Annotated in this window: 13 protein-coding genes; 9 read left to right on the plus strand and 4 right to left on the minus strand. The window is 72.7% G+C overall.

Annotated elements, in window-relative coordinates; all coding sequences use genetic code 11:
• Window positions 1–3 precede the first annotated feature (3 nt).
• From EV186_RS08705 to EV186_RS08720, 4 genes are all read left to right on the plus strand, one after another.
• Complete coding sequence (locus tag EV186_RS08705; protein ID WP_133848474.1) at window positions 4–273, plus strand: hypothetical protein; 270 nt, start codon at window positions 4–6, stop codon at window positions 271–273.
• A 101-nt stretch (window positions 274–374) separates the two neighbouring features.
• A complete protein-coding gene (locus EV186_RS08710; RefSeq protein WP_133848475.1) occupies window positions 375–686 on the plus strand; it encodes a hypothetical protein in 312 nt (103 codons plus the stop codon).
• The gene (locus EV186_RS08715) at window positions 683–2,584 is read left to right on the plus strand and encodes a WXG100 family type VII secretion target (protein ID WP_133848476.1); all 1,902 of its coding nucleotides are present in this window, start codon (window positions 683–685) and stop codon (window positions 2,582–2,584) included. Before EV186_RS08710 ends, EV186_RS08715 begins: the two co-directional genes overlap by 4 nt.
• Entirely contained in the window at window positions 2,581–3,030 is a 450-nt protein-coding gene (locus EV186_RS08720) for a hypothetical protein (RefSeq protein WP_133848477.1), read from the plus strand. The genes EV186_RS08715 and EV186_RS08720 overlap by 4 nt, the downstream gene beginning before the upstream one ends.
• 547 nt (window positions 3,031–3,577) lie before the next feature.
• On the opposite strand, the gene EV186_RS08725 is transcribed toward EV186_RS08720, so the two are convergent.
• A complete protein-coding gene (locus EV186_RS08725) occupies window positions 3,578–4,381 on the minus strand; it encodes a poly(ethylene terephthalate) hydrolase family protein (protein ID WP_133848478.1) in 804 nt (267 codons plus the stop codon).
• Window positions 4,382–4,446: 65 nt separating this feature from the next.
• Here EV186_RS08725 and glmS point away from each other — a divergent pair, with 65 nt between their 5' ends.
• The 5 genes from glmS to EV186_RS08750 all read left to right on the plus strand — a co-directional run bounded on the left by glmS (window position 4,447) and on the right by EV186_RS08750 (window position 10,946).
• Window positions 4,447–6,315, plus strand: a complete 1,869-nt coding sequence (gene glmS / locus EV186_RS08730) for a glutamine--fructose-6-phosphate transaminase (isomerizing) (RefSeq protein ID WP_133848479.1) — start codon at window positions 4,447–4,449, stop codon at window positions 6,313–6,315.
• Window positions 6,316–7,713 (plus strand): NAD(P)H-hydrate dehydratase, encoded by a 1,398-nt coding sequence (locus EV186_RS08735; RefSeq protein WP_133848480.1) that lies wholly within the window; start codon window positions 6,316–6,318, stop codon window positions 7,711–7,713. It begins immediately after the preceding gene.
• Window positions 7,714–8,047: 334 nt separating this feature from the next.
• A complete protein-coding gene (gene alr, locus EV186_RS08740; protein WP_133848481.1) occupies window positions 8,048–9,166 on the plus strand; it encodes an alanine racemase in 1,119 nt (372 codons plus the stop codon).
• Window positions 9,163–10,236, plus strand: coding sequence for an alpha/beta fold hydrolase (locus EV186_RS08745; protein ID WP_133848482.1), 1,074 nt, complete (start codon window positions 9,163–9,165; stop codon window positions 10,234–10,236). The genes alr and EV186_RS08745 overlap by 4 nt, the downstream gene beginning before the upstream one ends.
• The gene (locus EV186_RS08750) at window positions 10,233–10,946 is read left to right on the plus strand and encodes an HAD family hydrolase (protein WP_133848483.1); all 714 of its coding nucleotides are present in this window, start codon (window positions 10,233–10,235) and stop codon (window positions 10,944–10,946) included. Before EV186_RS08745 ends, EV186_RS08750 begins: the two co-directional genes overlap by 4 nt.
• Here EV186_RS08750 and EV186_RS08755 read toward each other — a convergent pair.
• The 3 genes from EV186_RS08755 to EV186_RS08765 all read right to left on the minus strand — a co-directional run bounded on the left by EV186_RS08755 (window position 10,927) and on the right by EV186_RS08765 (window position 14,711).
• Window positions 10,927–11,922 carry a hypothetical protein gene (locus tag EV186_RS08755; protein WP_133848484.1) on the minus strand — a complete coding sequence of 332 codons (996 nt, stop codon included), beginning with the start codon at window positions 11,920–11,922 and terminating at the stop codon, window positions 10,927–10,929. The genes EV186_RS08750 and EV186_RS08755 overlap by 20 nt on opposite strands.
• A gap of 70 nt (window positions 11,923–11,992) precedes the next feature.
• Window positions 11,993–13,306 carry a carboxyl transferase domain-containing protein gene (locus EV186_RS08760; RefSeq protein WP_133848485.1) on the minus strand — a complete coding sequence of 438 codons (1,314 nt, stop codon included), beginning with the start codon at window positions 13,304–13,306 and terminating at the stop codon, window positions 11,993–11,995.
• A complete protein-coding gene (locus tag EV186_RS08765) occupies window positions 13,299–14,711 on the minus strand; it encodes an acyl-CoA synthetase (RefSeq protein ID WP_133848486.1) in 1,413 nt (470 codons plus the stop codon). Before EV186_RS08765 ends, EV186_RS08760 begins: the two co-directional genes overlap by 8 nt.
• Window positions 14,712–14,766: the final 55 nt, after the last annotated feature.

Here is a 14,766-nt window from a genome sequence, read left to right on the forward strand (position 1 = left end):
TCGATGAGCACGCCGGACCCGAGGGCGATCGCGGCCCCTTACGAGGAGATCGCGGCGCGGACCGCGGCGACCATGGCCCGCATCGACGACGAGTTCCAGGCCGAGCGCGAGGACATCGCCTACTACTGGGAACGCGAGGAGGCGAGGGCCGCCGCCGAGGCCGAGCCTGAGCCCGAACCGCAGATCGAGCGGACCGCGCGGCGGCCTCGGCGCGAGCCGCAGCAGGTCGATCCGTCCGAGACCGGCTACTACAGTTCCGGGTGGTTGAGCTGATCCTTTCCTTCTGGAAAGGATCAGCGCCGAAGTGGAACCGCCCGGACGCACGTCCGCGTCCGAGCCCGAAACCCACGTGAGGACGGATCGGGGAGATCGACGTGGCGGGTGGATACGGCGCGCGGACCGGGGAACTGTCCGGGGTCGCCGAGACCGTGCTGGGACACGCGGAACCCATCGGCGAGCTCGCCGACCGGGCCGCCAACGCCGAGATCCGCGAGGGCGATCTCGGCGCGGCGTTCTCGGGCGTCCCCTCGACCTACCACGCGGCCGTCCGCCGAGGCGTCGCCGACGTGTTGCGCAGGCACAGCGCGGCCACGGCGACGCTCGGCGGGAAGCTGGCCGACGCGAGCGCGCGGTACCGCGCCGACGACGAGTCCGGCGTGCGCACGGTCGGGGAGGTCGAGCTGTGATCCGCACCGACGAGGTGAACGTGGAAGACCTGGTCAGCCGCACCCGGTCCGGCGGTGGCACCGGGTTCGCGACCTCCGATGAGCTGCTCGAGCACGGCCGGGGTGGGCTGCGCTTCTTCGAGCGGTTCCTGCCCCGTTACGAGGCGTGGACCGGGCGCACGCTCGGCGGCGGCATGGCCGGCATCACCGCCACGTACGACGAGGTCAGCGGCATCCGGTTCGACCGGCTGCGGGCCGACGCCGACCGGCTCGCCCAGGTGCACGGCGACCTCACCGATCGCAATGACCAGCTCACCGGCAACGTCAGCGCGCTGCGGGGGATGTGGGAGGGCGACGCCGCGACCGAAGCCGACGACTACGGCAGCGGTTTTCTGCGTGACGCCGCCACCGTGGCCGATGGCGTCGACGTGGCCCAGACGCTCATCTCCATGAGCGCCGACCGCGCCGAGACGGCGGTCATGACCAGGGCCCAGCTCGTGTCCGGTTTGGACAGCCACCACGTCGGCGGGCTCACCCCGCGCCAGGTCGACCAGGTCATCAACGCCGCGCGCGGCAATGCCGGCCCGGTGCAACTCTTCGAGATGGTGATGCTCGCCGCGTTCGCACCCGCGGACGGCGTGCCCGCGTTCACCGAGGAGCAGAGCTTCACCGGCATGCTCGACCAGGCCGCGGCGTGGATGGGCCAGCGCGGCAAGCAGTGGCTCGACGAGGTGTTCGTGCCCAGCGTCGAGGCGAGCTACCAGGCGTTCCAGCAGTACACCTCGATCACGACGCAGGACGTCGGCGACTCGTGGACCGGCATGAACGACGGCGTCGGCGCGCTCGACCCGCAGCAGCCGGACCAGACCGCGCCGGCCGGGGTGCCCAGCTCCGCGCAGAGCCCGGCGCGCCCGCCGGTCTCGACCACGCCCGACGACAGCGCGACCGGCTTCCCCGGGTCCACCTCGCCGGGTGGCGCGGTCCCGGCCCCCGTCGAGGACCAGCCGCCGGTCCAGGTCACCACGCCGGCCTCGACCCTGCCCCCGTCCACATCGGACACCGCGAGCCCGATCGGCTCGACGCTGACCAACTCGGGCGCGCCGGCCGCGGCCGGGGACCCGCAGCTGGCCGAGGCGCCGGACATGGGCGGTGACCAGGTCGGCCGGATCGGCGACGGGCTGACCCTGTCCAAACCGGACGCCGGCGGGCGTGCGCAGCTGACCGTGCAGCACCCGGACGGCAGCGTGGTGCAGTACCCGGTGGACCTCGGCGCGATGAACAGCGGCTCGGCCGGGCAGGGGGTGAGCGGCGCGGACGGCACCGCGACCATCCACGACGGTTCGACGACCATCACGCTGCACCGCCCGTCGAGCGGCGGCCCGATCACCGTGACCGTCGACGACGGCACCGGCGCGCCGCAGAGCTACACCGTCGACTTCGGCGATGACGCGCCTTCGGGCGCCGGTGACCCGGCGCTGGCCTCGAACCAGCCGGATCTGTTGCAGCATCACAGTTCCGGCGGCGGGGCGTCGATGGCGCACGGCGGTTCGGGGGCGGTGGGCAACACGGCGGCCGACGGCTCGGCGGGCGCCGGGCTCGGTCATCTCGGCGGTGCCGGCAGCACCCCGAGCCCGGCCGCGCCCAAGCCGCAACCGGGGTCCTACTCGGGAGTCGGCGAGACGTCGCAGCTGCCCGCGGCGGCGGCCGCGGGTGCGGCTGGTGTCGTCGGCGCGCGGGCCGCGACCGGTGGCGGCTTCGGCGGCGGCATGATGCCGATGATGGGTGGCATGGGTGGTGGCCGCGGCGGCGACCACGAGCGCCAGGGCGGGCGCTACAACGCGAGCGAGGACTTCTTCGGTGAGGACACCAGCTCGTACGCCAAGATCAAGAACCTGCTGGAACCGGAGCTCCCGGAGTGAGTGATCCTCGGGCTGTTTCCGAGGCCGTGCAACGGCAGTGGGCGGCGGCGGCCGAGCGTTCGGCGCGGGCGATCACGTCGGCCCAGCGCCAGCTGGCCGAGGCGCAGCGGGCGATCCGGGAGCGTGCGGAGCGCCAGGCACAGGAGTGGGGCGCGTCGGCCCGCGCGCTGGGGCGCAAGCCGGACGTCGAGGTCGAGGAACTGGAGTTCCGCTCGGAGGAAGAACACGAGCGCCGCGAGGACCACGAGTCGCTGCTCGACCGCACCGCGCGCCGCAACCGCGCGGCGGCCGACGCCGCCGAAGCAGGCGAGGACATCCTGCTGGACGCCTTCAAAGTGGCCCCGAAACCGCTCGTCCCGAAGCCGGACCCCGCGCCCGAACCCGAGGTGGCGGCCTACCTGCCCAGGTCCATGCGCGCCCGAGCCCGCCGCCGCACCGACCCCTAACCCTTCACCCCGTGCAGGTCAACCCGGGCGTGTCCCCCGTTCCGACCGGGCGTGTCCCACACTCGGACCGGGTGTCCCACGTTCCCGCTGGGTGTGTCCCCCGTTCCGACTGGGTGTGTCCCACACTCGGACCGGGTGTGTTCCACGTTCCCGCTGGGTGTGTCCCCCGTTCCGACTGGGTGTGTCCCACGTTCCGGCCGGGTGTGTCCCACACTCAGGCCGGGCGTGTCCCACGTTCCGGCCGGGTGTGTCCCACACTCAGGCCGGGCGTGTCCCACGTTCCGACTGGGTGCGTCCCCCGTTCGAAGCGGGTGTGTTCCACGTTCGTGCCGGGTGCGGGCCGCGTTCGGACCAGGCGAGTTCCGCGTTGGCACACAGCCCGCACCGACCAAAGTTTCCGTTCGCGCGCGGAGTTGTCCACAGATTGCTCGCCGACCATTTGTGCAGGTCAAAAGCCGATAGAATGGGAACCGGGGCGCCCCCCAGCGGAGGGTGGGGGCATGCGTAAGTACCCATAGAGGGGAACGATCTTGAGGCGGCGGGAGCGCTAGCCGATCTCGGCGAGTTCTTCGAGCTTGGCGCCCTTGACCGGCTCCTCGATCAGCGGCAGGTATTCGTCCTTGCCCGCCAGGTGCACCAGGAAGAACGCCGTCAGCAACGCCTTGGCCAGCCGCTGCGTCTTGTGTTCGGCCTTGCCGGACAACAGCAACCCGCTCCAGTGCCGGCCCTCGGCGAACCCGAGGTGGCTCGCCTTCGGCAACGTGCGCAAGGTCACCGGCCCGGCCCACGCCTTCGCGATCAGCTCCGCGTGCGCGGTCGGCGGCGCGACCAGGTCCATGCTCGCGGCCAGCACCAGCCCGGGCATCGAGCAGTGGGCCGCCGCCTCGGTCGCCGGCGGGCGCGATTGCGCGGGGGCCAAGGTCGCCACGGCCTTCACTCGCTCGTCCTCGGCCGCGGCCAGGACGGCGGCGCCGCCACCGAAGGAATGCCCAGCCAGGCCCAGCTTCCCCGGGTCCACGCTGATGGCGCCCTCGCCGAGCCGCACGCCGACGCACACGTCCAAGGCGGTCCGCAGGTCGGCGGCGAAGAGGCGGTGCGACGCGAGCGGTCCGCGGTGCGTCCCCGGCGCGGCCACGACCACGCCCCACGACGCCAGGTGCGTGAGCAATCCCGCATACCGCGACGGCGGCTGCAGGAACCCGTGCCCGAACGCGACCGCGGGCAACCCGAGACCGCTCGACGGGGTGTAGACGAGGCCCGGGAGGCCGACAAGGGCCAGGTCACCACGCAGTACCGGGTGCGGGCCACGCCGGGACAGCTCGGTCAGCAGGTGCTTGGCCTTCTGCGCCATGCGCCGACCTTAGAGCAGCCGCCCGCCACCCCGCTGGAGAAGGGCCCGTGGTTACCCTGTTGCGAGTGTGCGGAATCGTGGGATACGTAGGCCATCGCCAGGCGCTCGACGTCGTGCTCGACGGGCTGCGCAGGCTTGAGTACCGCGGGTACGACTCGGCGGGTGTGGCGGTCAACGCCGGTGACGCGCTCGCGGTCGAACGCAAGGCCGGCCGCCTTGCCAATCTGGAGGCCCGGCTCGACGAGGTCGGGCGCGAAGGCTTCGCCGGGACGACCGGGATGGGTCACACGCGCTGGGCGACCCACGGGCCGCCGGTGGACCGCAACTCGCACCCGCACTCCGACATGACCGGCCGCGTCGCGGTCGTGCACAACGGCATCATCGAGAACTTCGTCGCGCTGCGCGGCGAGCTGGAGGCCGTTGGCGTCGAGTTCGCGAGTGACACCGACACCGAGACCGCGGCCCACCTGGTCTCCCGTGCCTACTCCGGGCTGGACGACTCGGGCACGAAGGGCGACCTGCCCGCGAGCGTCCGCGCCGTCTGCCGACGCCTCGAGGGCGCGTTCACGCTGGTCGTGACCCACGCCGACGAGCCGGACCAGGTCGTGGCCGCGCGCCGGTCGTCGCCGCTGGTCGTCGGGCTGGGCGAGGGCGAGACGTTCGTCGCCTCCGACGTCGCCGCGTTCATCGAGCACACGCGGGACGCGGTCGAGCTCGGCCAGGACCAGGTCGTCGTGATCACCCGCGACGGCTACGACGTGACCGACTTCCACGGCGAGCCGGCCCCGGTCAAGCCGTTCCAGGTGACCTGGGACCTCTCGGCCGCCGAAAAGGGCGGCCACGAGTACTTCATGCTCAAGGAGATCGAGGAGCAGCCCGAGGCGCTCGCGAACACCTTGCGCGGGCACTTCACCGAGGGCCGCATCGTGCTCGACGAGCAGCGCATGTCCGACCAGGACCTGCGTGACGTCGACAAGGTCTTCGTCGTCGCCTGTGGTTCGGCGTACCACTCGGGGCTGGTCGCCAAGTACGCGATCGAGCACTGGACCCGCCTGCCCGTCGAGGTCGAGCTGGCCTCGGAGTTCCGCTACCGCGACCCGGTGCTCGACCGCGACACGCTGGTCGTGGCCGTGTCGCAGTCCGGCGAGACCGCCGACACGCTCGAGGCCGTGCGGCACGCACGCGAGCAGAAGGCCCGCGTCCTCGCGGTCTGCAACACCAACGGCGCCCAGATCCCGCGTGAGTCCGACGCGGTGCTCTACACGCACGCGGGCCCGGAGATCGGGGTCGCGTCGACCAAGGCGTTCCTCGCCCAGATCGCGGCGAACTACCTGGTCGGCCTGGCCCTCGCGCAGGCCCGCGGCACGAAGTACCCGGACGAGGTGGCGCGCGAGTTCCACGAGCTGGAGGCCATGCCCCAGGCCGTGCAGCAGGTGCTCGGCACCATCGACCAGGTGCGTGACCTAGGCCGCCGGCTCTCGGACTCCCGGGCGGTGTTGTTCCTCGGCCGCCACGTCGGGTTCCCGGTGGCGCTGGAGGGTGCGCTCAAGCTCAAGGAGCTCGCGTACATGCACGCCGAGGGTTTCGCGGCGGGCGAGCTGAAGCACGGGCCGATCGCGTTGATCGAAGAAGGTCTGCCGGTCGTCGTGATCATGCCGTCGCCGAAGGGCCGCGCGGTGCTGCACTCGAAGCTGGTGTCCAACATCAGTGAGATCCAGGCGCGTGGCGCGCGGACCATCGTGATCGCCGAGGAGGGCGACGAGACGGTCCGGCCGTTTGCCGACGAGCTGATCGAGGTGCCCGCGGTACCGACGTTGCTGCAGCCGCTGGTGTCGACGGTGCCGCTGCAGGTGCTGGCCGCCGAGATCGCCCGATCCCGCGGCTACGACGTGGACAAGCCGCGCAACCTGGCCAAGTCCGTCACGGTGGAGTAGATGCGCGGGGTCTGGACCGTCGAGCAGGTCACGGCCGCCGAGGATCGGCTGCTGGCACGCACGCCCGACGGCGCGCTCATGCGCAAGGCCGCGTTCGGGGTCGCCCTGGCGGCGGCCCGGACCGGCGCGCGGCACGTGGTGTTGCTCGTCGGCGCCGGCAACAACGGCGGCGATGCCTTGTGGGCCGGGGCTTTCCTGCGCAGGCGGGGCGTGCGGGTTACCGCCGTGCTGCTGGCGCCGGACCGGGCCCACCCGGCCGGGCTGACGGCGTTGCGCCGTGCCGGTGGCCGGGTCGTCGGCGTGGACGATGCGCCGATCGAGCAGGCCGACCTGGTGATCGACGGCATCGTCGGCCTGCAGGCCCGCGGCGGCCTGCGCCCCGACGCCGCCGCGCTGGTCGACCGGGTGGCCAGCCCGATCCTGGCCGTGGACCTGCCGAGCGGGGTCGACCCGGACACCGGCGTGGTTCACGAGCCCGCGGTGCGCGCGGACCTCACGGTGACGTTCGGCTGCCTGAAACCAGTGCACGTCCTGGCCGACTGCGGCCGGGTCGAGCTGGTCGACATCGGCCTCGGCCCGGAGCTGCCCGCGCCTTCGCTGCGGGTGCTCGAGGCGGCGGATGTCCTTGCGGCATGGCGGTTTCCGGGCCCGAAGGACGACAAGTACACGCAGGGCGTGACGGGTGTCGCGGCCGGTTCGTCGACGTACCCGGGCGCGGCCGTGCTGGCGACGAGCGCCGCGGTGCTGGCGACGTCGGGCATGGTCCGCTACGCGGGTTCGGCCGCGGATGAGGTGCGCGGTGTGTGGCCGGAGGTGGTCGCGACCGGCTCGGTCGAGGACGCGGGCCGCGTTCAGGCGTGGGTCGTCGGACCGGGGCTGGGCACGGGCTCGTCGTCGGTCGAGGTGCTGCGCCGACTGCTCGGCGAGGGGGTGCCGCTGTGCGTGGACGCCGACGGCATCACGATGCTGGCCCAGCACCCGGACCTGTGGGACGCCCGCGACCCGGAGACCCCCGTGGTGATCACGCCGCACGACCGCGAGTTCGCCCGCATCGCCGGCCACGAGGTGGGTGACGACCGAGTGGCGGCGACCCGCGGGCTGGCCAAACGCCTGAACGCGGTGGTCCTGCTCAAGGGCAACACGACGGTCATCGCCGACCCCGACGGGCGGGTGATCGTGAACAAGGCGTCGTCGTCCTGGGCGGCGACGGCCGGGTCGGGCGACGTCCTGTCCGGGATCATCGGCGCGGTCCTGGCCGGGGGTGCGGACCCGGCAACGGCCGCGGGCGCGGCCGCGTGGCTGCACGACCGGGCGGCGACGCTGGCCGCCGACGGCGTGCCGACCTCGGCCTCACGAATCGCCGCGGCCATCCCGGACGCGTTGCGCGCCATCCGCTGAGCGGGTTGTCCACAGCCTGTGGACCGCGGTTGCGCACAACCCACCCATACGCCGGTCCGCGGCGCCCGCCGACTACGCGACCGAACCCGAAACCCAGGCCCGCCAACGCTTTCTGCCTCGCGCGCGCGTAGACCAAGCCCCCGCCCTCCCGGGGGCACCCCTTGGTCCCATTCTATCGGTCCACAAGGCCTGGAACGGGCTGTGCGCGGATCTGTGGACAACCGGGCGCCTGTGGAAAACCCCGGCGCCGGGACAGCATCACCGCTGGTCAAGAAGCCGCCCGGGGATCGCCGTCCACAGGAGCAATAACCCGTGTGCGAGCATTGTCGGCGTTATGGCTGAGCAGAGCGCGCCGCGCGCCGAGGTGGTCGTGGACCTCGACGCGATCAGGCACAACGTCCGGTTGCTGGCCGCGCGTGCGGCCGGTTCGGCCACGATGGCGGTGGTCAAGGCCGACGCCTACGGGCACGGCGCCATCCCTGTCGCCAAGGCGGCGATCGAGGCCGGCGCCACCTGGCTCGGCTCCTGTTCGCTCGCCGAGGCGCTCGCGTTGCGTGACGCCGGGCTGGACGTACCCATCCTGAGCTGGCTCGACCTACCCGGCGCCGACCTCGCCCCGGGCGTCGCCCACGGCATCGACCTCGCCGCGTCCAGCACCCGCGAGTTGCACGCCATCGCCGACGCCGGGCACCGGGCCGGGTCGACGCCGAGGGTGCACCTGAAGATCGACACGGGCTTGTCCCGCAACGGATGCCCGCCGCACGAGTGGCCCGCGCTGGTCGAGGCGGCCGCGAAGTCCGATGTGGACGTCGTCGCCGTCTGGTCGCACCTGGCCTGCGCGGACGAGCCGGGGCACAAGTCGGTGGACGTGCAGGCCGACCGGTTCGACCACGCGTACCGGGTCGCGCGGGAGGCCGGGCTCACGCCACAACGGCACCTCGCCAACTCCGCGGCCACCCTGACCCGGCCCGACCTGCACTTCGACCTGGTCCGCGTCGGCATCGCCATGTACGGCCTGAACCCGGTGCCGCAGGAGGAAGACCTCAAGCCGGCCATGACGTTCCGCTCCAGCGTCGCGCTGGCCAAGCGGATCGCCGCCGGTGAGTCCGTCTCCTATGGACAGACGTGGACCGCCGAGCGCGACACCACGCTGGCCCTGGTCCCGGCCGGGTACGCCGACGGCGTGCCGCGGCTGCTGTCGGGCCGGATGGACGTCTGGCTCGCGGGCAAGCGGCGGCCGGTCCGCGGGCGGGTGTGCATGGACCAGCTCGTCGTCGACTGCGGCGACGACGATGTGTCCGAAAAGGACACTGTGATCCTGTTCGGGGACGGGGCGAACGGCGGCCCGACCGCACGCGAGTGGGCGGACACGATCGGCACCATCGACTACGAGATCGTGACCGGCATGTACCGGCCACGCGTGGCGCGCACCTACGTGGGGACACGCGGATGAAGGCCGCCGCGGTGGTCGGCGGGATCATCGGCGTCGCCGCGGGTGGCACCGCACTGGCCGTGGCACTGGCCAAACGCCGCCGCGACGACCCGGAGGATCCATTGGCGGACGAGCCGCTCGGTCTGTTACCGCCGACCCGGACCTGCACCGTGGCCGCCACCGACGGCGTGCCGCTCGCGGTGGAGGAGGTCGACCCGCCCGACGGCGGCAAGCCGGCGCTGACCGTGGTGTTCGTGCACGGCTTCGCGCTCAGCCGCCGCTGCTGGCACTTCCAGCGCCGCGACCTCGCCCAGCTGGTCGATCCCCGCGTCCGGCTCGTGCTCTACGACCAGCGCTCGCACGGCCGCTCCGGGCGTGGCGACCCGGCGAGCAGCACCATCGAGCACCTCGCCGACGACCTCGCCGAGGTGCTGCGGGTCATGGTCCCGAACGGCCCGATCGTGCTCGTCGGCCACTCCCTGGGCGGCATGACGATCATGGGGCTGGCCGAGAAGGACCCGGACCTGTTCGCCGACCGGATCGCCGGGGTCGCGTTGATCGCCACGTCGGCGGGTGAGGTCGGCAAGCAAGGCTTGCCGCGGCCGCTGCTCTCCAAGCGCAGTCCTGTGGCCCGCGGCGTCGGCCAGCTCGCCGAGTGGCAGCCGGGCCTGGTCGAGCTGGTCCGCGGCGCGGGCGGCGGGCTGACCCGGCAAGCCGTGCGGTTGCTCGCGTTCGGCACCCGCGGGGTGAGCGCCCGGCTCGTCTCGTTCATGGTCGAGATGCTCAACGTGTCGTCGGTCGGCGCGCTGACCAACTTCGTGCCCACGTTGAGCAGCCACAACCGGTACGCCGCGCTCGCCGGCCTCGCGCACTGCCGGGTGCTGGTCGTCTCCGGCGACAAGGACCGGCTGACCCCGTTCCAGCACGCCGAGCGGATCGCCGCCGAGCTGCCGGATGCGGAACTCGTTTGCGTGCCGGGCACCGGGCACATGATCATGCTGGAGCAACCGGAGTTGGTGACCGGGCCGCTGGTCGAGCTGATCAGGGCCTGCGCCAAGGGGAAACGGCGGAAGTGGTGGCGGCGGGCATGAGCGACAGCCGGATCGACGCGGTGATCTTCGACTGGGGCGGCACGCTCACGCCGTGGAAGACCATGGTGCCCTTGGACATCTGGCGCTCCTACGCCGACGCGCTGCACCCGGACGACCCGGACCGCGCCGGCGAGGTGGCCGCCGCGATCCTGGCCGCCGAGGACGCGCGCTGGAACACCGCGCGCACCCGGCACATCGCGTTCACCGTGGCGCACGTGCTGCAGGACGCGGGCGTCGACGAGTCGGAGGCCGCGCTCACGGCCTACCGCGCGGCCATCGAGTTCGCCACCTTCACCGACCCGGACGCCGAGACGATGCTGCGGCAGTTGCGGGAGCGGGGGCTGCGCACCGGCGTGCTGTCCTCGACGGCGTGGCCGGCCGACTGGCACGAGGAGTTCCTGCGCCGCGACGGCATCCTCGACCTGTTCGACGGCGTCGTCTGGAGCAGCGACCTCGACTACACCAAGCCACACGCGGACGCGTTCCGCGCGGCCATGAGCGCGGTCGGCGTCGAGGACCCGGAGCGCTGCGTGTACGTCGGCGACCGCCCCTACGACGACGTGCACGGCGCGCAGACCATCGGCATGCGCGCCGTGCTCATCCCCAACAGCGACATCCCCGCCGAACAGCAGGTCCCGATCGACGTGACGCCGGACGCGGTCATCACGTCGCTCGCCGACCTGCCCGCGGTCATCGACCGCTGGCGTTGACCCACTTCACGGGGATCGTGGTGCGGTAGTCGGGGTCGACGCTGCCGACCACCGTGCCGTCGTCGCCGACGAAGCTGGCGCTGGCCAGACCCTCGTTCGGGTTCGGCAGCGCCCCCGTGGACACCCCGTTGCGCCAGGTCATCAGGTCACCGACGACCAGCCCGGAGGCGTTGATGTCGGTCGCCGTCGTGGCGCCGGTCAGGGCCTTCGGGGTGGTCGGCGTCGGCCACCAGTAGGCCGCGCTCCGCTGGGGTTCGGCGACCACAGCGGTGCCGACGACGACCCCGTTCCTGATCGCGCTCGGGTAGCTCCGGTCGAACCCGGCCGGGTTGGTCAGCCGCACCAGCGTGGTGCCCCGCAGGATCGCGGCACCCTCCTCGCTGTCGAACAGCACAGAGCCGTCGTCGTCGAGGTCGACCGGGGTTTGGGACGCCATCGTGTCCGCGATCACCACGGGCGTGGTCACGCCGTGGCGCCACAGCACGGTGGTGTCGGGGTCGCCCGACACCGAGTCCCACGCGCGACCGAGCACGTCACCGGCCGGGTTCACCGCGATCGCCGATGTCTGGCGGTAGCCGTCGGGCGCGGGCAGCCGGTGGAACCCGCCGCCGTCGTAGGTGTAGGCCCGGTAGCTGTCGACGTCCGAGCACCCGTTGGCGGTCACGGCGATCAGACCCGACGGGTTCTGGTCCTTCGGGTACACGTCCGTGCAGAAGCCGGGATTGCGCACGACGGTCGTCCGCGCGCCCTCCCACACCACCAGGTCGGTCTCGGAAGTGCCGTTGATCAGGAACGCCGTTCCGGCGTAGTCGCCCTTCCCGTCGGTGGTCAGCACCGAGAAGTAGCCACCGTCGTAACCGCCCGGGATCGGCATGTACTCGACCTGCCACCCGGCGGCGGCGCTGGCCGTCCCTGGTCCGGCGAGGCCCACCGCGGTGACGGCCGCGGCGACGAGAATTGTTGCGCGCAAAGGCATGCGTGTAACCCCCAGTTAGTTCCAATACCTCACGTAGACGCGCAAATCGGGACAGCGGTTGCCCTGAATGTCAGCGGGTTCCCGCGATGCCGCGGACGGCGCCGAGGGCGACCAGGTCCTCAGGGCGCAGGCGCAGGGCATCCGCGACGGCGGGGACCTCCGTGGCCGGGCGCTTGAGGATGGCCGCGGCCAGTTCCGGGGCGATGACGGAGAAGTACGCGTCCGGCGTGATCCACGTGTTGTCCGGCGCGGCCAACGCCAGCGCGCCGCCCGAGCCGCCTTCGCCGATCACGAGCGTGGTCACCGGCACCCGGGCCGACGCGATCGCGCCGAACAGTTCGGCGATCGACGGGCCGAGCCCGGCCCGCTCGGCCCGGTCGTCGTTGGCCGCGCCGGGGGTGTCCACCAACGTCAGCACCGGCAACCGCAACCGGTCGGCCAGCCTCAGCAACCGGGTCGCCGTGCGGAACCCGGCCGGAGTGGTCGGGGTGCCCAGTTGCGCGGCGAAGGCGATCGGCCGGCCGTCGTGCAGGCCGACCCCGCACCGCACGCCGTCGTCGACGCCGCCGCAGCGGTCGCCGCTGATCGTGCGGCGCGCGGTGAAGTAGTCGTCGAGGTAAGCGTCGGCGCGGGGCCGGACTGCCGCTCGGGTCAGCCGCACCGCGTCCCAGCCACCGGCCGCGGGCTCGGCCGTTCCCAGGGCGTTCGGCACCGGCGCGGGATCGGCGTTGCCGCGCAACAACTCCAGCCATTGCGCGAGGACCGCGGGCAAGTCGTCCGGGGTGACCACCTCGTCCACGTTGCCCGCCGCGAACTGGCCTTCCGCGCGGTAGGCGTGGTCGTCGCCCGGGGGCCGGACCCGCCGTCCCGCGAACCCGATCTGCGCCTGCGCCAAGGCGACGATCACGTCCGCGCTCGCGCCGAGCGAGGCCCACACGCCGCCGGTCGTCGGGTTGCGCAGCACGGCGACGTGCGGCAAACCCGCCTCAGCCAAGCAAGCCCGGGCGGCCGCGATCCGCTGCAACTGGCGCAGCGACACCATGCTTTCCTGCATCCGGCTGCCGCCGGTGGCCAGCAACGACACGACGGGCAGGCGCTGCGCGAGCGCGTGCGCGAACGCCCGCACCACCCGCTCACCGGCGGCCGAACCCACCGAACCGCCGAAGAAGCCGAACTCGAAGGCGATCAGGACGGCGCGCGCACCGCCGAGCGTGCCGACCCCGCACAGCACCGATTCCCGCTCGCCGGTGCGCTCGGCGGCGAGCTTGCGGGCGGTGCCGTACCCCGGCCAGTCGAGTGGGCCGTCCGTCTCTTGTGGACTGGTTGACGGCAGTTCGGCGAAGTCCGGGGCCAGGGCGACGGCCAGCGCGCGTGCCTCACCCACCCAGGGCTCGCTTGGTCACCTTGCCCATGTCGTTGCGCGGCAACGACTCCAGGAAGTGCACGACCCGCGGCCGCTTGTGCGGCGCGAGCAGCTTGGCCACGTGGTCGGCCAGCTCGTCGGCCGACGGCGGTTCGCCGGACGGCACGACCCAGGCCACGATCCGCTCGCCCAGGTCGTCGTCGGGTTCACCGGTCACCGCGGCCTCGGCCACGCCCGGGTGCTCCAGCAACGCGTTCTCGATCTCGCCCGCGCCGATCTTGTAGCCGCCGCTCTTGATCAGGTCGGTGGCCTTGCGCCCGACGATCCGCACGTACCCGTCGGCGGCGACGGTCGCCATGTCCCCGGTGCGGAACCAGCCGTCGTGCATGGCCTGCGCGGTCGCGTCCGGCCGGTTCAGGTAGCCGAGGAAGAGGTTGTCGCCGCGCACCTCGATCTCGCCGACGGTCTCGTCGTCGCGTGCCTCGACGACCGCGCCCGCGTCGTCGACCAGGCGCAGCTCGACGCCGGGCAGCGGCGGCCCGACCGTGCCGGGACGGCGTTCGCCGGCGAGCCGGATCCCACAGTTCATCAGGGTTTCGGTGAGGCCGTAGCGCTCGACGACCTGCTGCCCGGTGGCCGCGGCGATCCGCTCGTGCACGGTCTTCGGCAACGCCGCCGAACCGGACACCAGCACGCGTGCGTTGGCGAGCACACCCGCGAGGCCCTTGTCGGCCTCGGCGTCGGCCACCAGCCGCGAGTACATGGTCGGCACGCCGAACACCATCGTCGCGCCCTCGACCAGCCCGGCCGCGATGGCCCGCGAGGAGAACTTGCCGACGTGGTGCACGGCGCCACCGCGGCGGATCGGCCCGAGCACGCCGAGGATCAGCCCGTGCACGTGGAACAGCGGCAGCCCGTGCACGACGGTGTCCGCGTCGGTCCAGTCCCAGATCTCGGCCAGCGCGTCCAGGCTCGCCGCGACGGCCCGGCGCGGCAGCAGCACACCTTTCGGCGGGCCGGTCGTGCCCGACGTGTAGACGATGAACGCGACCTGCTCGCCGTCCGGTTCGGGGGGCAGGTCGCCGTCGAAGTCCGTGCCGAAGTCGGCGCAGAGGGCGGGCAGCCCGGTCGGCTGGTCGGTGTCGGCGAGCACCAGCTCGGGCCGGCTGTCGTTCAGGATGTGCGCGAGCTCGAGCTGACCGATCTTCGGGTTGAGCGGCACCACGGGGATCCCGGCCAGCAGTCCGGCCACCACGGCGACACACGTGTGCGCGCTCGGTGTGGCCCAGACGGCGACCGCGCGGCGCCCGGCGATGCGGGTGGCGAGGTCACCGGCGACGGCGGCGAGGCGTTCGTGGGTGAGCGTGGTGTCGGCGAACCGCACCGCAGGCCGGTCGGCGGGGGCGGCCATGGTCGGAAGCAGCATGCGCACGAAGGTAGTCGTAGCTCACGGCGGTCCGGTCGCGCTGGAGCCTAGGCTG

It is taken from the genome of Labedaea rhizosphaerae, from assembly GCF_004362825.1.
GTDB lineage: Bacteria > Actinomycetota > Actinomycetes > Mycobacteriales > Pseudonocardiaceae > Labedaea > Labedaea rhizosphaerae.